The sequence below is a fragment of the Mycobacterium sp. 23 genome, assembly GCF_048287075.1.
Lineage (GTDB): Bacteria > Actinomycetota > Actinomycetes > Mycobacteriales > Mycobacteriaceae > Mycobacterium > Mycobacterium gordonae_B.
In genome coordinates, this window is sequence record NZ_JBLVUX010000005.1 from 306739 (window position 1) to 330987 (window position 24249).

General features: G+C 69.1%; 19 protein-coding genes and 1 pseudogene. 10 read left to right on the forward strand and 10 right to left on the reverse strand.

The window, feature by feature from the left end:
* Positions 1–3: 3 nt before the first annotated feature.
* Complete coding sequence (locus ACNQS7_RS02890; protein WP_418011352.1) at positions 4–7971, reverse strand: PE family protein; 7968 nt, start codon at positions 7969–7971, stop codon at positions 4–6.
* A gap of 468 nt (positions 7972–8439) precedes the next feature.
* Between ACNQS7_RS02890 and ACNQS7_RS02895 the strand changes: the two genes are divergently transcribed.
* Positions 8440–9786: an adenylate/guanylate cyclase domain-containing protein gene (locus ACNQS7_RS02895; RefSeq protein ID WP_418011353.1), complete on the forward strand. Its 1347-nt coding sequence runs from the start codon at positions 8440–8442 to the stop codon at positions 9784–9786.
* Between the two features lie 9 nt (positions 9787–9795).
* On the opposite strand, the gene ACNQS7_RS02900 is transcribed toward ACNQS7_RS02895, so the two are convergent.
* Positions 9796–10104, reverse strand: a complete 309-nt coding sequence (locus ACNQS7_RS02900; RefSeq protein WP_418011354.1) for a hypothetical protein — start codon at positions 10102–10104, stop codon at positions 9796–9798.
* A 240-nt stretch (positions 10105–10344) separates the two neighbouring features.
* On the opposite strand from ACNQS7_RS02900, the pseudogene ACNQS7_RS02905 reads away from it, so the two are divergent.
* Positions 10345–10744: pseudogene (locus ACNQS7_RS02905) on the forward strand (macro domain-containing protein).
* Here the strand turns inward: ACNQS7_RS02905 and ACNQS7_RS02910 are convergent.
* On the reverse strand, positions 10741–11046 hold the full coding sequence (locus tag ACNQS7_RS02910; RefSeq protein WP_418011355.1) for an MTH1187 family thiamine-binding protein: 306 nt from the start codon (positions 11044–11046) through the stop codon (positions 10741–10743). The pseudogene ACNQS7_RS02905 and the gene ACNQS7_RS02910 sit on opposite strands and share 4 nt — an antisense overlap.
* 40 nt (positions 11047–11086) lie before the next feature.
* On the opposite strand from ACNQS7_RS02910, the gene dtd reads away from it, so the two are divergent.
* Positions 11087–11518, forward strand: a complete 432-nt coding sequence (gene dtd / locus ACNQS7_RS02915; protein ID WP_418015858.1) for a D-aminoacyl-tRNA deacylase — start codon at positions 11087–11089, stop codon at positions 11516–11518.
* 16 nt (positions 11519–11534) lie between these two features.
* Complete coding sequence (locus ACNQS7_RS02920) at positions 11535–12443, forward strand: class I SAM-dependent methyltransferase (RefSeq protein WP_418011356.1); 909 nt, start codon at positions 11535–11537, stop codon at positions 12441–12443.
* A gap of 4 nt (positions 12444–12447) precedes the next feature.
* Here the strand turns inward: ACNQS7_RS02920 and ACNQS7_RS02925 are convergent, their stop codons facing one another.
* Genes ACNQS7_RS02925 through ACNQS7_RS02935 form a run of 3 tightly spaced genes read right to left on the reverse strand, consistent with a single transcriptional unit; the run spans position 12448 to position 16336 of the window.
* Positions 12448–13368 (reverse strand): carbon-nitrogen hydrolase family protein, encoded by a 921-nt coding sequence (locus ACNQS7_RS02925; protein ID WP_418011357.1) that lies wholly within the window; start codon positions 13366–13368, stop codon positions 12448–12450.
* A 9-nt stretch (positions 13369–13377) separates the two neighbouring features.
* Positions 13378–14403 carry a zinc-binding dehydrogenase gene (locus tag ACNQS7_RS02930; protein ID WP_418011358.1) on the reverse strand — a complete coding sequence of 342 codons (1026 nt, stop codon included), beginning with the start codon at positions 14401–14403 and terminating at the stop codon, positions 13378–13380.
* A 4-nt stretch (positions 14404–14407) separates the two neighbouring features.
* On the reverse strand, positions 14408–16336 hold the full coding sequence (locus ACNQS7_RS02935; RefSeq protein WP_418011359.1) for a flavin-containing monooxygenase: 1929 nt from the start codon (positions 16334–16336) through the stop codon (positions 14408–14410).
* 78 nt (positions 16337–16414) lie between these two features.
* On the opposite strand from ACNQS7_RS02935, the gene ACNQS7_RS02940 reads away from it, so the two are divergent.
* The 3 genes from ACNQS7_RS02940 to ACNQS7_RS02950 all read left to right on the forward strand — a co-directional run bounded on the left by ACNQS7_RS02940 (position 16415) and on the right by ACNQS7_RS02950 (position 18599).
* A complete protein-coding gene (locus ACNQS7_RS02940) occupies positions 16415–16810 on the forward strand; it encodes a hypothetical protein (protein WP_418011360.1) in 396 nt (131 codons plus the stop codon).
* Between the two features lie 76 nt (positions 16811–16886).
* Complete coding sequence (locus tag ACNQS7_RS02945; RefSeq protein WP_418011361.1) at positions 16887–17357, forward strand: hypothetical protein; 471 nt, start codon at positions 16887–16889, stop codon at positions 17355–17357.
* A gap of 111 nt (positions 17358–17468) precedes the next feature.
* Positions 17469–18599 carry a nitronate monooxygenase gene (locus ACNQS7_RS02950; RefSeq protein ID WP_055578921.1) on the forward strand — a complete coding sequence of 377 codons (1131 nt, stop codon included), beginning with the start codon at positions 17469–17471 and terminating at the stop codon, positions 18597–18599.
* A 3-nt stretch (positions 18600–18602) separates the two neighbouring features.
* On the opposite strand, the gene ACNQS7_RS02955 is transcribed toward ACNQS7_RS02950, so the two are convergent.
* The 4 genes from ACNQS7_RS02955 to ACNQS7_RS02970 all read right to left on the reverse strand — a co-directional run bounded on the left by ACNQS7_RS02955 (position 18603) and on the right by ACNQS7_RS02970 (position 21158).
* On the reverse strand, positions 18603–18821 hold the full coding sequence (locus ACNQS7_RS02955; protein ID WP_055578922.1) for a hypothetical protein: 219 nt from the start codon (positions 18819–18821) through the stop codon (positions 18603–18605).
* Between the two features lie 62 nt (positions 18822–18883).
* Positions 18884–19165, reverse strand: coding sequence for a hypothetical protein (locus tag ACNQS7_RS02960; protein ID WP_418011362.1), 282 nt, complete (start codon positions 19163–19165; stop codon positions 18884–18886).
* A gap of 16 nt (positions 19166–19181) precedes the next feature.
* Positions 19182–19589 (reverse strand): hypothetical protein, encoded by a 408-nt coding sequence (locus ACNQS7_RS02965; protein WP_310766654.1) that lies wholly within the window; start codon positions 19587–19589, stop codon positions 19182–19184.
* Positions 19590–19751: 162 nt separating this feature from the next.
* Positions 19752–21158, reverse strand: coding sequence for a PE family protein (locus ACNQS7_RS02970; RefSeq protein ID WP_418015859.1), 1407 nt, complete (start codon positions 21156–21158; stop codon positions 19752–19754).
* Positions 21159–21362: 204 nt separating this feature from the next.
* Here ACNQS7_RS02970 and ACNQS7_RS02975 point away from each other — a divergent pair, with 204 nt between their 5' ends.
* The 3 genes from ACNQS7_RS02975 to ACNQS7_RS02985 are packed head-to-tail and all read left to right on the forward strand — an operon-like array spanning position 21363 to position 24248.
* A complete protein-coding gene (locus tag ACNQS7_RS02975; RefSeq protein WP_418011363.1) occupies positions 21363–22658 on the forward strand; it encodes a cytochrome P450 in 1296 nt (431 codons plus the stop codon).
* 15 nt (positions 22659–22673) lie between these two features.
* Positions 22674–23687: an alcohol dehydrogenase catalytic domain-containing protein gene (locus ACNQS7_RS02980; RefSeq protein WP_418011364.1), complete on the forward strand. Its 1014-nt coding sequence runs from the start codon at positions 22674–22676 to the stop codon at positions 23685–23687.
* A 3-nt stretch (positions 23688–23690) separates the two neighbouring features.
* Entirely contained in the window at positions 23691–24248 is a 558-nt protein-coding gene (locus ACNQS7_RS02985; protein ID WP_418011365.1) for a YceI family protein, read from the forward strand.
* The last annotated feature ends 1 nt before the right edge of the window (position 24249 follow it).

The following is a 24249-nucleotide window of genomic DNA, read 5'->3' on the forward strand; positions in this document are numbered from 1 at the left end:
GTGTCAGACGACGGTTCCGTTGGCGCCGTTGCTTCCCTTGCTGCCGAATGCTCCGCCGTTACCGCCGGTGCCGCCGACGCCGACAATCGCGGTGCCGGAAGAGCCTATGTGTGCATTGCCGCCGTTACCGCCGTTGCCGCCGTTGCCGATCAGGGACGTAGCGTCTCCGCCGAACCCGCCACTGCCGCCGATACCGGATCCGGTACCGGCGGTGGAGCCCAGCCCACCTTTGCCTCCCGCTCCGCCCGCGCCGCCATCGCCGCCGGCGCCGCCGACGCCACCGGTCGCCGAAGCGGTTGACGTGGTGAGCGTGATGATTCCGTTTCCGCCGGACCCGCCGTTGCCGGCGACGCCGTTGCTGGCGCTACCACCCGCGGCGCCGCTGCCGCCCTTGGCCGACCCAAGACCCTGATTCGTGGCGTTGCCGCCGTTGCCGCCGTTGCCGCCGTTGCCGCCGCTGGCGCCGCCAGGGGCCCCGACGCCACCGTTGCCGCCGGTGGCGGGGCCGACGGAAGTGGCGCTGGTGACCTGAGCGTCGCCACCGAGTCCGCCGGCGCCACCGCTTCCAGTGGTCGAGCCTTTGTTGCCGGCGCCGCCGTTGCCGCCGATCGCGCTGCCGGTGCCGCTGTTGACGGCCTGTCCGCCGTTTCCGCCTGCCCCGCCGACGGACGTGCCCGTTGCGCCGTTGCCGCCGAGGCCGCCGACGGCGGTGCCGGCGCCGGAGTGGGTGCCCCGGCCGCCGTTGCCGCCGGTTCCGCCGACACCGTTGGTGGCCACGCCGCCGGCTCCCCCGGTACCGCCGACGGCCGAAGTGGTGCCGGTGGTGCTGTTTGTCAGGGCGTTTCCGCCGTCGCCGCCCCGTCCCTGGATCGCTCCGTTACCGGCGCCGGTGCCGCCGACGCCGCCGGTGCCGCCCTTTGCGGTTGCGAAGGAGCCGGTGTTGGATATGACCGCGTCGCCGCCGCGGCCGCCGATCCCACCACCGGTGGTTGCGCCGGTCCCGTTGCCGCCGGCGCCGCCGGTGCCGGGATTTACGCCTCCCAAGCCGCTGGTGGTGGCTGCGCCGCCCGCCCCGCCGTTGCCGCCGGTGATTCCGGTGCCACCAGCGCCGCCGGTGCCGCCGTTAGCGGGCGCCGCAGAGCTGATGTTGGTGATCGTCGCCGCGCCTCCGTCGCCACCGGTCCCGCCGGTGCCGGCGGTGCTGATTCCACCCGCCCCACCATCGCCTCCGGTGCTGATACCCGCGCCGGCATTGGTTGCGGCGCCGCCTCTGCCGCCCGCTCCGCCAGTGACGCCATTGCCTCCTGCGCCGCCTTTGCCGCCGGAGGCGTTACCGGTCGAGACGCTGGTCAAGACCTGCGCGTCACCGCCGGCGCCGCCGGCACCACCGGTACCGGCCTTTCCATCAGCACCGGCAGCTCCGGCACCGCCCGCGGCCGCACCGGTGCCACCGCTGATGGTCGCCGTCCCGCCATTGCCGCCCGCCCCGCCGTTAGGCCCTGCACCGGCGGTACCACCGGTGCCGCCGGTGGCGCCGCCGGCACCGGTGTGAGTTGCCAAGCCGCCGGTGCCGCCGGCCCCGCCGGTGCCGGTGGCGCCCGTGGCTGTGCCACCGGCTCCGCCGGTACCGCCGACGGCCGCCGCCGTCGCGATACCGCTCGAGTTCTGCCCCGAGCCTCCGTCGCCACCTCGGCCGCCGCTGATGCCGGCACCGCCGGCACCGCCTGTTCCGCCCTTGGCGGTAGCGGTGGACACGGCGCTGGAAATGTTCGCGTCGCCGCCCTGACCGCCCTTCCCGCCCACGCCTGAAAGGCCGGTTCCGCCTGCGCCGCCGTTGCCGGGTGTGACGGTTCCGGTTCCGGCGGTGACTGCCGCGCCGCCGGAACCGCCGTTGCCACCGTTGGAGCCGTTGCCGCCCGCTCCTCCGTTACCCCCGGTCGCAGCAGCCGAGGAATTCGTGTTGCTGACGATGGCGGTTCCGCCGCCGCCGCCGGTTCCGCCGGTACCGGTGGTGCCGTTGCCGCCGGAGCCGCCGGCTCCCGCAACCACGCTTCCCTTCCCAAGGGATGAGGCCCCGCCGCCCGACCCGCCGGCCCCGCCGCCGGAGCCGTCGCCACCGTTACCACCCTGCCCGCCGGTAGCCGTCGCGTTCGACGTGTTGTTGTTGACCTGCGCCGCGCCGCCGTTTCCACCGGCGCCGCCGAGGCCGACGGTTGCGTCGGTTCCATCTGCGCCGGTGCCGCCAACGGCATTGCCGGTTCCGCTGTTGATGCCACTGCCGCCGTTGCCGCCGGCTCCGCCGCCGCTGGCACCCGTGCCGCCGGCTCCCCCGGTGCCGCCCGTAGCGGTGCCGGCTCCGGAATGGAAGCCGGTGCCGCCGCTGCCGCCGGTGCCGCCGGTGCCGGTAGTGGCGGTGCCACCGGCGCCTCCCGTACCGCCGACGGCTGCCGTTGCAGCGTTCCCACTGTTGGATTGACCGGTACCGCCGTCGCCACCGCGCCCGAGGACGCCGCTGTTGCTTACGCCGGTGCCGCCGGCGCCCCCGGTGCCGCCCTTGGCCGTGGCGGCGGAACTGGAGTTGGAGATGGATGCGTCGCCGCCTCGACCTCCCGTTCCGCCTCCGCCGGTGACGGCACCGGTGCTGTCGCCGCCTGCCCCGCCGGTGCCAGCGGCGACATTGCCTAATCCGCTGGTAGACGCGGAGCCGCCGATGCCGCCGTTGCCGCCGTTGGTGGCGCCGGTGCCGCCGGTGCCACCGACGCCACCGGTAGCCGTTGCGGTCGAGTTGTTGTTGGAGATGCTCGCAAACCCGCCGTTGCCGGCTGTTCCGCCGGTGCCGGTGGTGCCCTTGCCCCCGGCCCCGCCGGCGCCGGAGTTGACTCCGCCGGTGCCGCTGGTCGTAGCGTTCCCGCCAGAGCCGCCGGCCCCGCCGACATTGCCGTTGCCGCCCGCTCCGCCGGCGCCGCCGGTAGCGGTACCCGATGAGACGCCGTTGAATATCTGCGCGCTGCCCCCGGTGCCCCCCGACCCGCCGGTATTACCGGCCGTGCCGCTCGCACCTGCCCCGCCGGTGGCGTTTCCGGTTCCGGTGTGCGTTGCCGAACCCCCGGCGCCGCCGGACCCGCCTGCCGCGGGCCCCTGACCGCCCGCCCCGCCACTGCCGCCGAACGCGTCGGCGGCTCCGTTGCTCACCGCGCCGCCGCCGGCGCCTCCGGCGCCCCCGGCCCCGCTCAGGGTGTTGCCGCCGGCCCCACCGGTACCTCCTGTCGCGATCTGCGACGAGGTGCTGCTGATGATTCGCGCGGTGCCACCGACGCCACCGGCGCCGGCGGCGCCGGTGGTGCCGTCGCCGCCTCTGCCGCCGGTGCCGGCCGCGACGGCACCCGTTCCATTGTTGATCGCATCGCCGCCGAATCCGCCCCGGCCGCCGCTGGTGCCGCCGGCACCGGCACCGCCGTTGCCGCCGGTGGCCTGGGCGCCGGACGCGGGGTTGCTGACCTGTGCTTGACCGCCGTTTCCGCCGGCGCCGCCGGTCCCGCTGGTTCCGCCACTGGTGCCGTCAGCACCGACTCCGCCGACGGCAGCACCGGTTCCGCCGTTGTTCGCCGACCCGCCGTTCCCGCCGGCTCCGCCGCCGCTGGGACCGGTTCCACCCGACGCGGCGACGCCGCCGATGGCGGTGCCTGCTCCGTTGTGGATCCCGGCGCCGCCGGAGCCGCCGGTGCCGCCGGTGCCGGTGGTGGCGTTGCCGCCGGCGCCGCCAGTGCCGCCGGTCGATGTAGTCGTCACGCTCTTGCTGCTGCTTTGCGCAGTGCCGCCGGTGCCGCCGACGCCCTGGAACGCGTTGTTGACGCCGGTGCCACCAGCGCCTCCGGTACCGCCGACAACGTTGACCGTGGAGTCGGGGTTGGTGCTGGTAGCACCGCCGCCGCCACCACCGTTGCCGCCCCCACCGGTCGTACCGGTGCCGCCGGTGCCGCCCTTACCGGCGGTGACGCTGCCGGTGCCGCTGGTGGTCGCCGATCCGCCGAATCCGCCGCCTCCACCGGTCGTGCCCGTGCCACCGGCCCCGCCGTTGCCGGCAGCGGCGGTGGCGCTGGATGCGGTGCTTGAGATTGTCGCGGAGCCGCCCTGGCCACCGAGTCCGCCGGCTCCGGTGGTGCCGTCGCCGCCCTTGCCACCTGCGCCCGCAGTGGCATTCCCCGTCCCGGACGTGTTCGCCGCGCCGCCGAACCCGCCGCCACCGCCGGTGGTGCCGTCAGCGCCGGCGCCGCCGTTGCCGCCGGTGGCCGTTGCCGCAGAGTTGGTGTTATCGATCAGCGCGTTGCCGCCGAATCCGCCTCTCCCACCGGCCCCGGTGGCTCCGCCGCCGGCACCCGCAGCACCGTCGCCGCCGATCGCGGCACCGGTCCCGTTGTTGCGCGCGAATCCACCATCCCCGCCGGCCCCGCCGCCGCCGGGACCCGTGCCTCCCGCTCCGGCGACACCGCCGATCGCGGTGCCGGCGCCGTCGTGAACGCCGGTGCCACCGAGGCCCCCCGTCCCGCCGGTGCCGGTGGTGGCGTCTCCACCACGACCGCCGGTGCCGCCGGTGGCTGTCGTGGTGGCGCTGCTGCTGTTGGTTGTGGCAGAGCCGCCGGTGCCACCCCGCCCGCCGAACGCGCCGTTGTTGACGCCGCTGCCACCGGCGCCACCCGCACCGCCGACCGCGTTGGCCGTCGAATCGGGATTGTCGATATTCGCCGAGCCGCCCGCGCCGCCGAATCCGCCGAAACCGGTGGTCCCCGTACCGCCGTCACCTCCATTGCCGGGTGTGACGTTGCCGGTGCCCAGCGTGGTCGCCGTTCCGCCGGATCCTCCGGCTCCACCGTTGGTGCCGGTGCCTCCGGCTCCGCCGTTACCCGCGACGGCAGTGATTGCGGAGTTGTTGTTCTGGATGGTTGCGCTGCCGCCGTTACCGCCTTGGCCGCCGGCGCCGGTCGTGCCGTTGCCACCCGCGCCGCCGGCGCCGGCAACTACGGTGCCCGTCCCGCCGTTAGTTGCCCCGCCGCCGCTGCCGCCCGCCCCACCGGTGGTGCCGTCGCCACCGGCCCCGCCTTTGCCGCCTGTGGCGCTGGGACCCGAGTTGACGTCCGCATCCCCGCCATTGCCGCCGGCTCCGCCGCTGCCGGTGACGCCTCCGCCGGTGCCGGCGGCGCCGTCGGCGCCGGTTGCGCCGCCGGTCCCGAAGTTAGCCGCGGACCCGCCGTTGCCGCCGCCTCCGCCCCCGCCCGGTCCGGTACCGCCCGCTGCTGCGACCCCGCCGATGGCGGTACCGGCGCCGAAATGGATACCGTTGCCGCCGGAACCGCCGGTTCCACCCTTGCCGTTGGTGGCGTTCCCGCCTACCCCGCCGGTGCCGCCGGTCGATGTCGTGGTGGAGCTGCTGCTGATGGTCTGGGCGGTGCCCCCATTGCCGCCGCGCCCGGCGAAGACGCCGCCGTTGTCGATGCCGGTGCCGCCGGCTCCACCGGCGCCGCCGACCGGGCTCACGGTCGAGTTCGCGTTGGTAACCGTCGCGTTCCCGCCGCCGCCGCCCGCTCCGCCGGCGCCGACAAAGCCGTCGCCGCCCCGGCCGCCGACTCCGGGATTGACGTGCCCGGTTCCGCTGGTCGTCACCGAACCGCCGGTGCCACCGTTTCCGCCCGTGGCGGCCTTGCCCCCGGCCCCGCCGTCGCCCGCGGTAGCGGTCGCGGTGGAGGTGCCGTTGGAGATGGTCGCAGCGCCGCCGTTTCCGCCGGATCCACCGATGCCGCCGGTGCCTTCCCCGCCCGCGCCACCAGCGCCCGACGTCGCGCTGCCCGTGCCCGACGTCGAAGCTCCGCCCCCGTCGCCGCCGCGCCCACCGCTGGTGCCGAAGCCGCCGGCTCCGCCGTTGGCGCCGACGGCGGCAACGCTCGATGCGCTGTTGCTGACCTGCGCGTTGCCGCCGGCCCCGCCGGCCCCGGCCGTCCCGCCGAAGCCGGAGCCGCCCGTACCGCCGGCGGTGGGAGTGACGGTCCCGGTGCCGGCGTTGAACGCTGAGCCGCCGGTTCCTCCGGCACCGCCGTTGATGCCGTCGCCGCCGATGCCGGCGACGCCTCCGGTGGCTTTTGCCGTAGACAGCGCATTGACGACGAACCCGCCACCACCATCGCCGCCTCTGCCGCCGTTGCCCGTGAGGCCGGCGCTGACACCGTCGGCCCCGGCGCCGCCGGTCGCATTTCCGGTTCCGTTGTTGGCTGCGGCGCCGCCGGCACCACCGTCTCCGCCTCCCGCGGCACCGGTACCGCCGCCTCCTCCTGCGCCGCCGGTCGCGTCTCCGGCGCCGTTGCTGGATGCCACACCGCCGCCCCCGCCGTTGCCGCCGCGACCGGCGATGGCGTTGCCTCCGGCACCTCCGGCACCTCCGACCGCCGGTCCGGTGCCGCTGTTGGAGGCATCGCCGCCGACGCCGCCGTTGCCGCCGTTGCCGGTGCCGGCGCCGTCGCCGCCCGCACCGCCGGCGCCGCCGACACCGCCGAACGCACCGCTGCTGCCGCCGTAGCCGCCGTCACCGCCGTTGCCGCCGGTCGTGGCGTTGCCGCCCGCCCCGCCGGCGCCGCCGCGTCCATAGCTGCCGCCGTAGCCGCCGTGACCGCCTTTGCCGCCAGAGGTACCCGGGGCAGCCAACGGGTCACTGGCGGCGTCGTAACCCTGGCCGCCGGAACCGCCGGCACCACCGTTACCGGAGACGACGGTCCCCAGGGCACCGCTCGCGCCCGCCACGGCACCGGCTCCGCCTGCCCCGCCGTTGCCCACGGCCCCGGGGCTGCCGCCATTGCCGCCGTATCCACCGGCGGTGACCAGGGCGTTGCCGGCACCACCGGAGCCGCCGTCCCCTGGTGCGCCCGCGTTGCCGCCGGCCCCGCCGACCCCGCCGTTACCGTTTGCTCCTGCGGCGCCGAAAAGCGCCGAGCCACGACCGCCGGCCCCGCCGTTCCCACCGTCGCCGCCGTCGCCGCCGGCACCGCTGTTGCCGCCGTTGCCGCCGTCGGCTCCGGCGGTGGTCGCGTTCCAGCCCGTGCCGCCGACTCCGCCGGCCCCGCCGGCTCCACCGGTGCCGCCATTGCCGCCGGCCCCGCCGGCACCGAAGACCAGTCCGCCGTTGCCACCGGCTCCGCCCGAGCCGGCGTTCCCGCCGCCACCGCCGGGACCGCCGGTTGCACCGGCCAGGGTCTGGGTGCCTGGGTCGCCCGGAGTCCCGATCGTGCCGGCGCCGCCGGCTCCCCCGGCGCCGCCTACCCCACCGTTGCCGAACAACAGTGCGCTGCCGCCGACCCCGCCGGCGCCACCGTTGACACCTACCGAACCGGTACCGCCCGCCCCACCCGCACCGCCGTTGCCCCACAGCCATCCGCCGGCACCACCCGCACCGCCGCTGCCCCCGCCGACTCCCCCGGCGCCGCCGACCCCGCCGGTACCGAGCAGACCGGCCGCCCCGCCGGCACCACCGGCTCCGCCGGGCGCGCCCGAACCACCGCTGCCGCCGTTACCCCAGAGGAGCCCGCCGCCGCCACCGTTCTGTCCCGTGCCGGGCGCGCCATCAGTGCCGTTGCCGATCAGCGGGCGCCCCAGCAGCAGGTTGGTGGGTGCGTTGATCAGATCCAGGACCGGTTGCAGCGGCGACGCGTTCGCCGCTTCAGCGAGCGCATAGGAGACCTCCGCCCTCGTCAATGCCCGGACGAACTCGGCCTGGAACGCTGCCGCCTGCCGGTTGAGGACCTGATACGCCTGCCCGTGGCCGGAGAACAGCGTCGCAATCGCGGCAGACACTTCGTCCTCGGCGGCGGCCAGCAACTCCGTCGTCGGCACCGCCGCAGCCGCATTCGCCGCGCGTAATGACGAGCCGATGCCGGCCACATCCGCTGCCGCGGCTGCCAATAAGTCTGGTGCTGCCATAACGAAGGACATAGAGATGCTCCCGCCTGGTGGATTTGCGGTGCCGGCAAGCAATGCGCGCGGTGATCAGTATTCCGAATCAATCTGCAGTTTGTAAGATTTCGACGCGAAATAGCACCCTCGAATGTTCGCTATTCAAGGCGGCGCACGACACGTTGCGGTGTGCGCTCGGAGGAGTCAGATCCTATGAATTAGAATGGAATTCGCCTAGTGGCTAGTTCTTGGCGCCAGCCGATGCTGGCGGCTTCGAGGATAAATTCAAATACCTCGGCATTACGGGTAACGACCTCGACAATGCAGGTCGAACATCGAAATATGTATACATGTCTTACCGCTGCATCAGTTCGCGATAAACATCCCGTCCTGCGATGTGTCCGCAGCCGACAAAATTCTCGCTTTGTGCAACCGATGAGCACTCTGCTGGCGGCCCCGCTCGGTAATTGTCGGTCTCACGTCATTGTCGTGAACTAACCTGTGCCGGTGGTGCAGGCTCCGCGTACCCGCTACGCCAGATGCGGCGATATCGACATCGCCTACCAGGTACTCGGCGACGGTCCGTTGGATCTGTTGGTGTTGCCGGGGCCGTTCGTTCCGATCGACTCAATCGACGACGAGCCGGCTCTCTACCGCTTCCACCGGCGCCTGGCGTCCTTCGCCCGGATGATCCGGTTTGATCTCCGCGGCGTCGGTCTCTCGTCGCGGACGCCCACCCTGGACATGCTGGGGCCGAGGAAGTGGGCCGAAGACGCGATTGCGGTGATGGATGCGGTGGGGTGCGAACAGGCCACCATCTTTGCGCCGAACTTCCATGCGATGACCGGTCTGGTTCTGGCGGCGGACTATCCGGAGCGGGTGCGCAACCTGGTCGTCGTCAGCGGCACAGCGCGCGCGTTGCGGGCACCGGATTATCCCGTCGGCGCCGAACCCAAGCTGCTCGATCCGTATCTCACCGTCGCGCTCGAGCACGACGCCGTCGAGCAGGGATTCGACGTTCTACGCATTGTCGCGCCGTCGGTGGCCGGTGATGACGCATTCCGCTCCTGGTGGGATCTGGCCGGCAATCGGGCAGGACCTCCGAGTATGGCCAGAGCGGTGGCAAAAGCGTTGGCAGAAGCCGATGTTCGCGAAACCCTGGCACGCATCAACGTTCCGACGCTGGTGTTGCACCGGGTGGGTGCGGTTTTCATCCCGGTCGGGCAGGGCCGCTATCTGGCCGAACACATCGCCGGATCCCGCTTGATTGAGCTGCCGGGTGCCGACGTCCTGTACTGGGTGGGCGACGCCGCGCCGATGCTTGATGAGATCGAGGAGTTCGTGACCGGCGTGCGGGGCGGCGCCGAATCCGAGCGGTCGCTCGCCACGATCATGTTCACCGACATCGTCGGCTCGACGCAGCATGCCGCCGAACTCGGCGACCACCGCTGGCGCGACCTACTGGACAATCACGACCAGCTGGTCCGCCATGAGATCCAGCGATTCGGCGGTCACGAGGTCAACACCGCCGGCGACGGGTTCGTGATGACTTTCAGCAGTCCGAGTGCCGCTCTGGCTTGTGCGGACTCGATCGTGGGGTCGGTCCGCGTGCTCGGCATCGACGTACGCGTGGGCATTCATGCCGGGGAGGTGGAAGTGCGCGGTACTGATGTCGCCGGCATGGCCGTGCACATCGCGGCGCGGGTGTCGGCGCTGGCGGGAGCGGGTGAGGTGTTGGTGTCCTCGACCTTGCGCGACATCGTGACCGGATCCCGGCATGCCTTTGTCGGGCGCGGTGAGCATGAGCTCAAGGGTGTGCCGGGGGTGTGGCGGTTGTATGCGCTGGCGACTTAAGCGATACGTCTAAGTCGGCGGACCGCCACGCTGACTAACCGGGCCGGCCCGGCTCCCCCGGTCGACCGGGCTGTCCCGGCTGTCCCGGTCGACCGGGCTGTCCCGGCTGTCCCGGCTGTCCCGGCTGACCCGGTTCTCCTGGCTGACCTGGCTGACCACCTTGGCCCGGTTCACCGCCGGCACCGCCGGCTCCGCCCGGCCCGCCCGCGCCGCCCGGACCGCCGTCACCGCCGCGACCGCCGTCACCGCCTCTGCCACCGGCACCGCCGCGGCCACCGGCGCCGCCGGCACCGCCCGCGCCCCCGCGACCACCGGCACCGCCCTGGCCGCCCTGACCCCCGCGAGCACCCTCTTCGGTCGGGTCGGTCATGAGATCCGCACCGCTACGCGTGCCGACGACTTCAACAACATTGGGTGGCCTCCTGCCGCTTCGCTCTGTGCGATCGGGTTTACGGTACGCGCACCGATCGAGCGATCGGCACTCCCATCCGACCGGTAGTGGAAGCAAGTCGCGCCGGCCGCCGATGAGTGCGGGAGGCAATGCCCCATGATGTCCCCATGATCGAGCTCGAGGTATCACAAGCCGACGTCACCAAGCTCGACGTCGACGCGATCGCCAACGCCGCCAACACCTGGCTGCGGCACGGCGGCGGGGTCGCCACGGCCATCGCCCATTAACCGCGAATCGAACGAGAAGGCGCCGATCGGCTTGGGCGAGGCGGTCGAAACCACCGCCGGAAACATGCCCGCTCCCTACGTGATCCACGCTGCGACAATGGAACCCGGCGTCCCCACCTCGGCCGAAATCATCAGCCGTGCAACTACATGCACGATGCAGAAGGCCGATGAACCGGGTTGCCGTTCGCAAGCCCTGGTCGCATTCGGGACCGGCGTGGGCGGCTTCCCGCTCCACGGAGCGGCCGCTGAGCAGGCATTCAAAACCGCCATACAGCCCTAGCCGTCGGACAGGTACCGCTCGACCGACTCGACTTTGTGCGTCATCGCGTCGGTTGTCCCCGCGCGCATGTCGGCCTTGATCACGGTGCTGACCCGGGGTGCCCGTGCCGCTACCGCCTCCACCGCCCGCTGCACCACGGCCATCACTTCCGCCCAACTGTCGCCCTCGATGACGGTGAACATGGAATCCGTCTTGTTGGGCAGCCCAGATTCGCGAACCACCCGGACTGCCTCGGCAACGATCTCGCCGACGCCTTCCCCCACCCCCATCGGGGTAACCGAAAACGCAACCAGCACAGACACCTCACGAGCCTACCGAGCCGGCATGGCAGCATCGACGCCCATGCGGGTGCTGGTGCAACGGGTCTCCTCGGCGGCGGTGGTGGTGGACGATCAGGTGGTCGGCGCCATCCGGCCGCCGGGCCAGGGCCTGCTCGCCTTCGTCGGCGTCACCCACGGCGACGGCCCCGACCAGGCTCGTCGTCTGGCCGAAAAGCTCTGGACGCTCAGGATTCTCGACGAGGAGAAGTCGGCGTCCGATGTCGGTGCGCCGATCCTGGTGGTCAGCCAGTTCACCCTCTACGCCAACACCGCCAAGGGCCGTCGCCCCTCCTGGAATGCGGCAGCACCCGGAACCGTTGCCGAGCCGCTGGTGGCCGCGTTTGCCGACGCGCTGCGCGCGCTGGGCGCACACGTCGAGGTGGGAATCTTCGGCGCGCACATGCAGGTCGAGCTGACCAACGACGGGCCGGTGACCGTTTTGCTGGAGTTGTGACGGGTACGTTCGCCCTATGACGACATCTGATTTCGGGTCCCTCCGTTCCGACGACGACCAGTGGGACATCGTCAGCGGTGTCGGGTATACGGCCCTGCTGGTTGCGGGTTGGCGCGCGGTGCACGCCCTGAGTGCGCGGCCGCTGGTGCGCGACGAGTACGCACAGCACTTCATCACCGCCACCGCGGACCCATATCTGACCGGATTGCTGAAAAACCCCGGCACCTCCGAAGACGAAACCACCTTTCCCCGCCTGTACGGCGTGCAGACCAGGTTCTTCGATGACTTCTTCACCAACGCCGGCGAAACGGGCATCCAGCAGGCAGTGATCGTCGCCGCCGGCCTGGACTCCCGGGCGTACCGCCTCGAATGGCCATCGGGGACAACGGTTTTCGAAGTCGATTTGCCGAAAGTACTGGAGTTCAAAGCGCGGGTGCTGGACGACCTCGGCGCGAAACCCAGGGCGCAGCGAGTCGAGGTGGCGGCGGATCTGCGCGGCGACTGGACCGTCGAACTGATCAAGACGGGCTTCGACCCGCAAGTCCCTGCCGCCTGGTCGGTGGAGGGATTGCTGCCTTACCTGACCGGCGATGCCCAGGAAACGTTGTTCGCCCGGATCCACGAGAACAGCGCTTCAGACAGTCGGATTGCCACCGGCGCCCTGGGTTCTCGCCTGGATCACGACCAGCTCGCTGAACTGGAACGGTCGCACCCCGGCGTCAACATGTCCGGGGACGTCGACTTCTCGGCGCTCACCTACGACAACCCGGCGAATCCGGCGGACTGGCTCCGGGAGCACGGATGGTCGGTCGAGCCGGTCCGGAACACTCTCAATCTGCAAGCCGGTTATGGACTCACTCCGCCGCCCGTGGACGTGAAGATCGACAGCTTCATGCGGTCGCAGTACGTGACGGCCACCCGCTGACCCGTCAGCGCGCGGCGACGTGCCGTCGGTAATAGCGGCGGCCGTGCAGGCGTTGATAGTGCCATACCGCCGCGGGCAGCGCCCCCCGCGCGTGCAGCCAAAAACGTTCAGGCACATCTGAACTCGGCGCACACCGCCCCGTCGAGACGTCCGCCACCACCACCCCTTCACCCTCGCCCGCAGCCGCCAGCACCGTGCCGTCGGCGGCGACGATCATGGTGCCGCCCTCGAAGCGGCCCTCATATCCCAGCGGCAACCAGGGCATCCGGCACCGCACGGTGCCTACGTGGGCCGCGTGCAGAACCGGCGCGCCCACGTAGCCCGCGAACGACGACGCCGCCAGTCGGGCGGTCAACGCGTTGCGCCGTTCCATCCGGCGAAAAGCCGCCCGCGGCCACCAGTCGGGGATCGACCACCAGCCTGAGCCCGTCATCGCCAGGTCAATGCGGCCACGCAGCCGACGCACGGTCTGGGTGCGCATCAATTCCCAGCACACCGCCGCTCCCACCGTGAGGCCGCCGACGTCGATGACGCCGTCGTCGTGCCCGCCGACGTAGAAGGCGTTCTCCCACATCGTCGGAAGGTCTTTGTCGTGCCGGCCCGCAACGCCCTGCGATGTCACGACCAGATACGCGTTGCGCACGTTTCCGTCGGTGTCCCGGATCAACAACGAACCGCCGATCATCACCTCATGGCGGCGCGCCAGCGCGATCAGCAGCTCGGTGGCCTTGCCGTCGGCGGACAGTGAAGCATCGGCCAGTTCCGGCCAGAAGCCGACGCCGGTGGTGAAGAACTCCGGCAAGGCGATGGTCTGTGCGCCCGCTGTGACGGCATCCTCAATCAGACGTTCGACGGTGGCCAGATTCGCGTCGACATCGGCCGGGACCGCCTCGAGTTGGATTGCGGCACAGCGCATAGACGCCATGCTGCCACATCACGGCCGCAACAGGACCTTGACGTCGTCGCCGGAACGAGCCGCGGCGGTCGCATAACCCTTGGCCGCCTCGTCGAGCGGCAGCGTCGTGGTGAAAATGCCGTCGACGTCCAACCGGCCCGACTGGAGCAGCGGGATCAGCTCCGGCCACGTGCGCTGCACCGGGGCGGTGGTCCAGCGCACCGTGATGCTGCGAATCAGGCAGGCCAGTGCCGGAAAGGGGAACGGCTGCAGGTTGTGCACGCCGACCACCGACACGGTGCCGCCCGGGCGCACCGCGTAGAGCGCGTCGGTCAGGGACGCGTCGGTCGCGACCGCGTCGATCACCGCGTCGGCACCCCGTCCGCCGGTGGCCGCCAGGATCGACTCCACCGTCGACGACGGGACCGAGGTGGCGCCCCAGTCAACCGCGCGCTGCAACCGCCCCTCGACCCGATCGACCGCGAAAACCGTTGCCGCCCCTTGAGTGAAGGCACTGCGCAGCGCACAGAGACCGACCGCGCCAAGTCCGATGACCGCCACTGTGCCACCGAGCGGGATGTCGGCGCGCTGGGCCGCCGCCCAACCGGTTGCCAGGTTGTCGGTGAGCAGCAACGCCTGCTCGGTGCTGATGCCCTCGGGGATCTTGCGCACCTGGAAGTCGGCGGCGTGCACCGCGAGCAGATCGGTCTGAGCGCCGGGAAGCGCACCCCCGCCGAAGATCTGCAGGCCCGAGTGGCACATCACCGGGTCATTGGTGGCGCAACCCGGGCACCTGCCGCAACCGGCCACCGAGGAAACCAGCACTTCGTCGCCTACTTTGACGGTGCGCACGTCGGGCCCGGCGTCGACGACGGTGCCGATGGCCTCGTGGCCCAACGGCACCGGCTCGGTCAGCGGATAGTCACCTTCGTAGAAATGCAGATCGGATCCGCAGATGCCGGCGGCCCGCACCGCGACGATCACGCCGTCCGGCCCGGTGAGGGCGGGGTCGGGACGGGTGTCCACCCGGATACTGGCGGGCCCGTCGATGACTACCGTGCGCATCGGATCAGTTCTCCTGTCGCAGAATGAAATCGGACCAGTCCGGCTCGCGCACCGCGGACCAGTATTCGTTGAGCCGCCACGGGCTGACCGTGTGGATCTCGCCGTCAGCGTTCTTGAAGTAGGAGTGCTTTACGGCAGGGTGCGACCACACCATCTGCTTGATCTCGGCTTGAGTCCGCTGATGCCACTGCTCGGCGGCTTCGGCGGTGGGCTCCAGCGCGACGAGGTGGTGTTCAGCCATGTGCTGCAAACACAGGTTGATGTATCGCATCTGCAGTTCGGACTGGAAGATCAGGCTGCCACCGTGCGCGAGATGCGTACCCGGCCCGTAGACCAGGAACAGATTGGGAAATCCCGGCACGGTGATGCCCAGATGCGCATACGGCCGGCTCCCCCACCGCTCGTGCAGGTCAATTCCGTTGCGGCCGATGATCTTCAGCGGCCACAGCACGTCGGTGTGCCGGAATCCGGTGGCGTACACGATGACGTCGACGTCGTGCGTCACGCCGTCTTCGGTGACGATTCCGCCCGGCGTCATCCGTCGAATCGGCGTCCGGACCAGGTCGACGTTGTCGCGCTGCAGCGTCTTCAGCCAACTTCCGTTGTCCTGCAACGTGCGCTTGCCGGTAGCGGGGTAATCCGGCATCACCTTGGTCAACAAGTCAGAGCCCTCGTCGACCTGGCTGGTGATCCACTGGCTGAACATCATTCGCGCGGCGGCGTTGATATCGCTGACCGCGTAGTCCTGGTCGGCGTAGTTCGGGTCGCCGCGCGCCGCATCCAGGCCCTTGTCGGCGCCCGGCCACAGCAGCAGGAAGCGATACCAGCGTCCGTAGTAGGGCAGGTGCCGCATCGCCCAGCGCACACCGTCGCCGACCTCGTCGTGATACATCGGGTTGGGGAACATCCACTGCGCGGTGCGCTGGAACACCGTGAGGTGCTCGACGATTCCGGCGATCGCCGGCGCGATCTGAAATCCGCTGGCGCCGGCACCGATGAGGGCGACGCGTTTGCCACAGAGGTCCACCGAGTGATCCCAGGCCGCGGAGTGAAACGACGGCCCCGCAAAGGAGTCGGCACCCTCGATTTCGGGGACATACGGCCTGTTGAGCTGACCGACCGCCGTGATGACGGCTCGCGCCTGAATGCTGGTGTCGCCGTCGGCGCCGCGGAGTGCCACATTCCAGACGCCGGCGGCGTCATCCCATGCGGCGCCGAGGACCTCCGTATTCCAGCGAACGGCACCGCCGAGATCGTGCTTGGCCATCACCGTGGTGAAGTAACTCTGCAGCTCGGGCTGTTCGGCGAAGAAATGCGTCCAGTCGTTGTTGGGTTCGAAACTGTAGCAATAGAAGTGGTTCGCGACGTCCACCCGGGCGCCGGGATAGCTGTTCTCCCACCAGGTTCCGCCGGGACCGGCGTTCTTCTCGATGATGGTGAAAGGGATGTTGGCCTGTTTGAGCCGGATTCCCGCCAGGATGCCCGATTCGCCGCACCCGATCACGACGACCGGGAAGTCCGCCGCGCGCTCGGCCGGCAGTGCCGCCGGTCGACGTGGGTCGACTCCCTCGAGGTCCATCTCCTCCCGCGCCAGCGGCAGGTAGTCATCGGGAACGTGCTCGCAGGCAGCCCAATCCATCATCTCTCGGATGAGATCGTCGCTCAGCGGCGGCGGTTCCGGGCAGCCGCGGTCACGGTAGTCGGCGATCACCGCCAGCGCCTCGGCCCGCGCCCGGGCCTTGTCCTCCTCGGACATGAAGCCCTGTACCTCGTTGAGGAACAGGCCCATCTGTTTGAAGTCTCGGATGAAGCGGGGATCGCCGGTGATGTGTACGAGGGACAGCAGCAACGTCGGGATGCTGACGTCCTGCAGTGCGGCGGCGATTTCCGCGCTAGGAGTGGTGAAGGGTTCTCCGGCGTACCGGCTGCGCATCGAGTGCGGTCCTTTCTGCAATTACGCTACTATTCGTTTCGTAATTGGGCAGACTTACGGTACCCGCGGTGCCGCGCCGTGAGCAAGAGTGTGCTGGTCGACCATGGCGAGGCGTGCGAGGATCTCCGCGTGACTGCGCACCGCACCGGTGAGACTGCTGTAAAAGTGGCGTTGCTGACCGGGATCTGCATGGGCGTCGCGGCCGCGTTGACATCGGTGTTTCCGGGCAGCGCCTACTGGACGCAGGCGTTCGTTTGCCGGGGCGGGTACGAATTGGCCTACCGCACCTCGCGCTACACCCAGTCGTCCAATCGCACCAGCACCAGCGTGCACTTTCAGTGCGTCGGTGCGGCCGACGGGTACGACGCGAATGTCGTGCTGATCGGAGCGTTGCAGACGGTGTTGGTGGCAGTGGTGCTGAGCGCTGTGCTGTTCGCCGCGCGGGTGAGAGCGCGACGGCAGGAGCGGCGCTGACGATTGGCAAGAACGCGTTCTCGTCGGCCGCGACGCTGCCACGAGAATTTGACGCGACGATCGGAGGCGGAGTGCGATGACACCACTGCTGACGGCCTGCAGTGGTTTTCTGCTGGCCGTGCTGTGGATGGACCTGATCTTCGACGTGCAGGTGTTCAAGCACACCCACGCCCACGCCGACGCCGAGTTGCCCGAGCCCGTGCTGGCGTCGATCGCGGGCTACTATCGCCGCGCCACCACCACCTCCCGCCCGATGGGCCGGTTGATCGCCCTGGTGATGCTGATCTTGTTGGGCACGCTGGGTTTTCAGGCCGCCGACGGTCGCGACCCGGTGTGGCTGCTGGTGATATCGGGTGGCGCCGCCGGCCTTCCGGTAGCTCTGGCTTTGATGCGCACAGTCCCGAATGCGATCCGGTTGGGCAGTCGTGTCGACCCGCCGGAGGAACAGAGCCGCCTCGCCCGCGCGGTCTGCCAGGACCACCTGATCTGCTTCGCCTGCATGCTGGGTTTCCTGGCGTTGTGGCTCACCCGCGGGCTGCAGATCTGAAGGGGCCTAGTTCGAACAAACCGGACCAGGCTGGCCTCGTCGGCGATACTGGTATTAAACTAGAACACGTTTCAATTTCTGGCATCGGTCCCACGCCCCACAGGAGTAGGCATGCACACCGCGCTATGCGATCAACTCGGCATCGAGTTCCCGATCTTCGCTTTCACCCACTGCCGCGATGTCGTCGTCGCTGTCAGTAAAGCCGGCGGATTCGGCGTGCTGGGCGCGGTCGGCTTCACCCCCGAGCAGCTGGAGATCGAGCTGAACTGGATCGACGAGAACATCGGGGACCACCCCTACGGCGTGGACATCGTCATCCCCAACAAGTACGAGGGCATGGACGCGCACCTGTCGGCAGAGGAACTGGCCGACACGCTGCGCAAGATGGTGCCCCAGGAGCACCTGGACTTCGGCAAGAAAATCCTTGCCGATCACGGCGTTCCGGTCGAAGACAGCGACGGCGACAGCCTGCAGCTGCTGGGCTGGACCGAGGCGACCGCCACCCCCCAGGTCGAGGTCGCGCTCAAGCACCCCAAGGTGACCATGATCGCCAACGCGCTGGGCACCCCTCCGGCCGACATGATCAAGCACATTCACGCCGAGGGCCGTAAGGTGGCGGCGCTGTGCGGTTCGCCGTCGCAGGCCCGCAAGCACGCCGACGCCGGCGTCGACATCATCATCGCCCAGGGCGGCGAGGCTGGCGGTCACTGCGGCGAGGTCGGCTCAATCGTGTTGTGGCCGCAGGTCGTCAAGGAGGTGGCGCCGGTGCCGGTGCTGGCCGCCGGCGGCATCGGCAGCGGCCAGCAGATCGCCGCGGCGCTCGCGCTGGGCGCGCAGGGCGCGTGGACCGGTTCGCAGTGGCTGATGGTCGAGGAATCCTCGAACACCCCGGTTCAGCAGGCCGCGTACATCAAGGCAGGCAGCCGGGACACGGTGCGCAGCCGCTCCTTCACCGGCAAACCGGCCCGGATGCTGCGCAACGACTGGACCGAGGCCTGGGAGCAGCCGGACAACCCCAAGCCGCTCGGAATGCCGTTGCAGTACATGGTTTCCGGCATGGCGGTGCGAGCCACCAACAGGTACCCCAATGAGTCGGTCGACGTGGCTTTCAACCCGGTGGGGCAGGTCGTCGGTCAGTTCCAGAAAGTGGAGAAGACCGCCACCGTCATCGAGCGGTGGGTGCAGGAATACCTGGAGGCCACCACGCGGCTGGACGAATTGAACGCCGCTGCGGCTATCTGACACTCAGTCCAGGTCGTCGTCTTTACCGGTGAAAACTTCCTTCACCCGGTCGACCGCGTGCGTGCCGATCTCGATCGAGTTCTGCACGATGCCGCTGGCGCCACCGGCGATGTCGCCGCGGATGATGTCGCTGGCGTGCTCGACGATGTCCGACGCCTTCTCGACAGCGTTCGTGGCGATGTCGCGGACGGCGTCTACGGCATCTTTGGGATCGAAGGCCATGGCGGATCTCCTATTCAGTGACGTTCGTTGGCGGACGTTGGGTATGACTGTAGGCGGCGGCGTCAGTAGTCGACGAGGGTGCGCCAGTAGTCCTCGGGAATCTCGCCGCCGGAGCGCAGCACTCGGGCCAGTCCCGCGGCCATCGCGATTCCGAGAAGACCGAGCCACAATCCTGCCAGTCCAATAACCCACCACAGCACGGCGGTCACCGCCGGCCAGGGCGACACCACGGCCAGCACGGGGGCGAAAAAGAACCCGGTGCCGATGTACCACGCGGAGCCGGCCCGGTCAGACGCCAGCACAAACCGCAGCCACCGTGGAATCGGGGCAGCCTGCGCGGACATCGGGATCAGCCGGGATCTACGGCTCGGGCGGGAAGAAACCGGCTCCGGTGAACCAGCCCTCCTGCCAACCCTGCGCGCCCAGGCACAGCATCGGCAGTCCGGCCGGCGACTGGGCCGCCACGTTGGGAGCCGGGCACGGCGCACCGATCTGCTGGACACCGCGAAGAGGGTAGGAGATGACCCAGTATCCGGTGGTCGCGGCCGGGAACTGATTGGGTGGCGGGAAGTGGCAGGCCTCGGCCTGGCCGCTGGGGCCGCGCCCGAAGATGAAACGTTCGTAGTTGTCGCACGGCGCACCGAGCGACGCGTCGTAGTTCATCCCCGGAACGTCACCCTCCCAACGTCCGTTGTCGGCACCGGCGACCGGCGCTACCCCGATCATCGAACCCGTGATCGCAGCGGCGGCGAGTAATTCGCGAATCATGTCTTCCGCTCGTCCTTTCCTGGCACCGGTGCCTTGTTCCTCAAGAGCATATCGTTTGCTGCAGTCGTCACAAGGGCGTATCCGCAGCCCAATTCCACGGCCGTCGGCTTAGCCATTTTCAGCGCCACATTCCGGCCCGACGGACCAGGTCGGAAAGCGTGACTATGCGAGAGTCAGGCAGCCGTTCACCGGCGGAATCAAGTGCAGTATCGATCCGAGCGCACAGCTCAGCACGGACAGCCCGGTGACGCTTGGCTGGCCAAAGCTCAACGACAGTCCGGGATTCAGGGACGGAACGTAGGGGTAAGTGGTCGGGAGGTAGGACGGCGGCAACAACCCTAAGTCGACCAGGGCGGCCTGGGGTCCCTGTATCGCCCCTTTGGCCAGGTCAAAGGTGACGGTGACGGGGTCGATCACCTGCCACAGCCGGGCCGGCGTGGGCACGTTCGGGTAATCGGCGCCGATGCCGATGTTGCCGTAACCCAGATCGACCAGCACCCGCAGGTCCGGCTGTATCAGGTCGGCCAGCGGCGGCCCCAGCAGGGGAATGTCCCGGATCGGCTGCAGCAGCGGCAGATTCTGTGTCAGCAACATGTAGTACTGGGTATTGCCGATGTATCCCGGAGCCGTCGGCATCAGTAGCGCGTTACTGACCTGGGCTGCCGTCAGGTGCTGATAGGTGTCGTGCAGATAGAAGTAGCCCATGATCGCGTTCAGGTCGGACAATATATGCAGCGGGTATTGCGGGGCGTTGGCCACACCTTCGTACTGAATCGCGTACATGCTGGTCGGATAGGGACTGTTCGGCGGGGTCGCCCCGGTGAACGGCACGTCGATGAACGGGATGTAGAAGCCGGGGAACCGCGCGAGGATGCCGCCGTCGGGAGTGTTGGGGTTGCTCGCCAGCACGAAGGACAGCTGGCCCGCATACGGCGCGCCCGCCGCCATCAGCGCGTTGATCTCATTGGTGGCGATCGCGGCGCTCTGCGAGTAGCCGAACACCACGACGGAGTTGCCCAGCGTGTTGATCTGATGATTGATCTCGTTATTCAGCAGCGCGACGCCTTGGGTGACGGACTGGCCGAACGTCAGGTTTCCGGTGACGGGCCAGAACTGCTCGGGCGTGAACAACCCTTGTGGCAGTGCCCCCGGAAAACGGGGCTGGATATAGGCGTCATTGATGGCGGTCACGTACTCGGGAATAGGCTGCGGATTGTCGGTGCCCCCCATGATCAGTGCCACCAGTGGATCCGCGCCGGCGGCGTGCGAGAAGCCGGCAACCAAAGACGCGTTCGCCGCCTCCGCCTCCGCATACGATCTCGCGGCCCACGCGAGCGCTGCGCTGAAGCGGGCGTGAAATGCTGTCGCCTGATCGGCGATGGCCTGGTACTGCTTGCCGTACAACGACATTGCGTTGGCGATGGCTACTGAGACTTCGTCGCCGGCCGCGGCTACCACGCCGGATATCGGTGCCGCCGCGGCAGCATTGGCGCTGTCGATCGCCGCTCGAATCTCGATGAGATCCGCGGCGGCGGTCGCCAAGGTTTCGGGCGGGTTCAGCACCAGCATGTCGGCCATCGGTTCAATGAAACGGCCGCCGTGACGCGCCTGCTAGTGCCGAAAGTCCCCGTCGGGACACCGGATCAGGGGGGCCGCCTGAACACGTTCCAGTTCGGCTTCGACGTCTTTTGCTCCCAGGCTTCCCAAGTGTGGTGTAGCAAGGAATTATTGGCACGGGATGCCCCTGTGAACACGGTTACGAGGAGTAGGCAATTGTCAACGACGCCAGCCGAACCGCAAGCAAAGCCGAACCTGCCGCCCGGGTTCGATTTCACCGATCCGGATATCCACGCCGAGCGTCTGCCGGTCGAGGAACTCGCCGAGCTACGCCGAACCGCACCGATCTGGTGGAACGAGCAGCCCTATGGGGCGGGCGGTTTCGATGACGGCGGTTTCTGGGTGGTCACCAAGCACAAGGACGTCAAGGAGATCTCCCGGCGCAGCGACGTGTTCTCCAGCCTGGAAAAGACCGCACTCCCCCGTTACAAGGACGGCACCGTCGGGGAGCAGATCGAGCGCGGCAAGTTCGTTCTGCTCAACCAGGACGCCCCGCAGCACACCCACCTGCGCAAGATCATCTCGCGCGGCTTCACGCCGCGCGCCGTCGAACGCCTGCGCGACGACCTCGCCGAACGTGCCCGCCGCATCGTGGAAGTGGCGGCGTCGCAGGGTTCCGGCGACTTCGTCGAGCAGGTGTCCTGCGAGCTGCCGTTGCAGGCGATCGCCGGCCTGCTGGGTGTTCCGCAAGAGGACCGGATGAAACTGTTCCACTGGTCCAACCAGATGGTGGGTGACCAGGATCCCGAGTTCGCCACCAACGACGCCATCACCGCCTCGGTCGAACTGATCATGTACGCCATGCAGATGGCCGCCGATCGGGCGCAGAACCCCGGCGAAGACATTGTCACCAAACTGGTCCAGGCAGACGTCGACGGGCACAAACTCACCGACGACGAGTTCGGCTTCTTCGTCATCCTGCTGGCCGTGGCCGGCAACGAGACCACCCGCAACTCCATCACGCAGGGCATGATGGCCTTCACCGACTTCCCCGACCAGTGGGAGCTCTATAAACGGGAACGTCCGGTCACCACCGCCGACGAGATCGTCCGGTGGGCCACCCCGGTCACCTCCTTCCAGCGCACCGCCCTGCAGGACTACGAGTTGTCGGGTGTGCAGATCAAGAAAGGCCAGCGAGTGGTGATGGTCTACCGCTCAGCCAATTTCGACGAGGACGTGTTCGACGACCCGTTCACCTTCAACATCACGCGCGATCCCAACCCGCATGTGGGATTCGGCGGCACCGGGGCGCACTACTGCATCGGCGCCAACCTGGCCCGCATGACGATCGACCTGATGTTCAACGCGATCGCCGACGCGATGCCCGATCTGGAGTCGGTCGGCAAGCCCGAGCGGCTGCGGTCGGGCTGGCTCAACGGAATCAAGCACTGGCAGGTCGATTACCACACCAACGGAACAGCTTCCGGCCAGCAATGCCCGGTAACCCACTGATCGACAGAGAGCGACATGCCCACTCATAAGGCCGTACACGTTCAGTCCGCGGGCGCCCCGCTCGAGCTCGCCGAAGTCGAGACATCGCCTCCCGGTCGCGGCGAGGTGCGTATCACGGTGACCGCCTGCGGCATCTGCGGCACCGATGCGCACTTCGTCAACGGGGGGTTCCCCGACATGTCATGGCCGCTGACGCCTGGCCACGAAATCGCCGGGGCCATTGCTGAACTCGGGGACGGTGTCGAAGAATTCGCGGTAGGTGACCGCGTCGCCGTCGGCTGGTTCGGCGGCAACTGCAATCACTGCGACCCGTGTCGCAAAGGCATTTTGATCCACTGCGCCAACGCAAAGGTGCCGAGTTGGCAGTATCCGGGCGGATACGCGGAATCGGTGACCGTTCCGGCCACCGCACTGGCCCGGATTCCGGACGGGCTCAGCGATGTCGAGGCGGCCCCGATGGGGTGTGCCGGCGTCACCACCTACAACGCCCTGCGCCACACCAGGGCGCTGCCCGGTGACCGGGTCGCGATTCTCGGTGTCGGCGGTCTCGGGCACCTGGGTGTGCAGTGGGCCCGTGCGATGGGATTCGAAACGATCGCCATCGCGCGAGGTAGCGGCAAAGCCGAGGACGCCAAGAAACTGGGCGCTCACCATTACGTCGACTCCACCGCCGGGAACGTCGCCGAAGCTCTCCGCGCCCTGGGCGGGGTCGCGGTTGTGCTTGCCACGGCGGGCAATTCACAGGCCATGGCCGATACGGTCGGTGGGTTGCTGCCCCAGGGTGAGCTGGTCACCATCGGGGTGACCCCGGAGCCGCTACCGATCAGTCCGGTTCAGTTGATCACCCCCGGGCTCAGCATCATCGGCCATCCCTCGGGGACCGCGAAAGATGTCGAGGAGACAATGCATTTCGCGCTCCTGTCGGGTGTGCGCGCCTGGATCGAGGAGTTACCGCTGTCGCAGGCGGCCGACGGCTACGCGGCGCTCGAGCAGGGCCGGGCACACTACCGCACCGTCCTCACCGTCTGACTCATGGCCATCGACGATGACGCCGTATGGACCTTCGATGCTGCCGACGGCGAGTTGATTCTGCACACCGGAGTTGCCGGCCGCGCGGCGCGGATGGGCCACCGGCTCACCATCGCGATGACCCGCTGGCAGGCGAGCGTGAATTGGGTTGGTGGGCAGCCTGATACGGCGAACCTTGTGGTCGAGGTGGATTCCTTCGAGGTGCTCAGTGGCGAAGGCGGCGTCAAGGGACTGTCCGGCCCGGAGAAGACGCTGGTGCGCTCCAATGCACTGAAGTCATTGTCCGCCAACAAGTTTCCCGAGATCCGTTTTGACGCTGACGCCATCGACGAGACGCCCGGGGGCTACCGACTGCACGGGACCCTGCACATCCGGGGCAGGCAGCGCGAACACGTCGTCGATCTGCACACCGAGGAACTGGACGACTCGTGGCGCCTGTCGCTGCAGTCCACGGTTCGCCAGTCCGATTTCGGCGTCAAACCCTATTCACTGCTTATGGGATCGCTGCAAGTCGCCGACGACGTGACGGTGTCCTTCGAGGCGACCCGGCGCAAGGCCTGAG

Bases quoted from the DNA above. Each gene is read 5' to 3' on its own strand.
- ACNQS7_RS02890 (WP_418011352.1), bottom strand. From the start codon at position 7,971: ATGTCCTTCGTTATGGCAGCACCAGACTTATTGGCAGCCGCGGCAGCG.
- dtd (WP_418015858.1), top strand. From the start codon at position 11,087: ATGCGGGTGCTGGTGCAACGGGTCTCCTCGGCGGCGGTGGTGGTGGAC.
- ACNQS7_RS02920 (WP_418011356.1), top strand. From the start codon at position 11,535: ATGACGACATCTGATTTCGGGTCCCTCCGTTCCGACGACGACCAGTGG.
- ACNQS7_RS02925 (WP_418011357.1), bottom strand. From the start codon at position 13,368: ATGGCGTCTATGCGCTGTGCCGCAATCCAACTCGAGGCGGTCCCGGCC.
- ACNQS7_RS02930 (WP_418011358.1), bottom strand. From the start codon at position 14,403: ATGCGCACGGTAGTCATCGACGGGCCCGCCAGTATCCGGGTGGACACC.
- ACNQS7_RS02935 (WP_418011359.1), bottom strand. From the start codon at position 16,336: ATGCGCAGCCGGTACGCCGGAGAACCCTTCACCACTCCTAGCGCGGAA.
- ACNQS7_RS02945 (WP_418011361.1), top strand. From the start codon at position 16,887: ATGACACCACTGCTGACGGCCTGCAGTGGTTTTCTGCTGGCCGTGCTG.
- ACNQS7_RS02950 (WP_055578921.1), top strand. From the start codon at position 17,469: ATGCACACCGCGCTATGCGATCAACTCGGCATCGAGTTCCCGATCTTC.
- ACNQS7_RS02955 (WP_055578922.1), bottom strand. From the start codon at position 18,821: ATGGCCTTCGATCCCAAAGATGCCGTAGACGCCGTCCGCGACATCGCC.
- ACNQS7_RS02960 (WP_418011362.1), bottom strand. From the start codon at position 19,165: ATGTCCGCGCAGGCTGCCCCGATTCCACGGTGGCTGCGGTTTGTGCTG.
- ACNQS7_RS02965 (WP_310766654.1), bottom strand. From the start codon at position 19,589: ATGATTCGCGAATTACTCGCCGCCGCTGCGATCACGGGTTCGATGATC.
- ACNQS7_RS02970 (WP_418015859.1), bottom strand. From the start codon at position 21,158: ATGCTGGTGCTGAACCCGCCCGAAACCTTGGCGACCGCCGCCGCGGAT.
- ACNQS7_RS02980 (WP_418011364.1), top strand. From the start codon at position 22,674: ATGCCCACTCATAAGGCCGTACACGTTCAGTCCGCGGGCGCCCCGCTC.
- ACNQS7_RS02985 (WP_418011365.1), top strand. From the start codon at position 23,691: ATGGCCATCGACGATGACGCCGTATGGACCTTCGATGCTGCCGACGGC.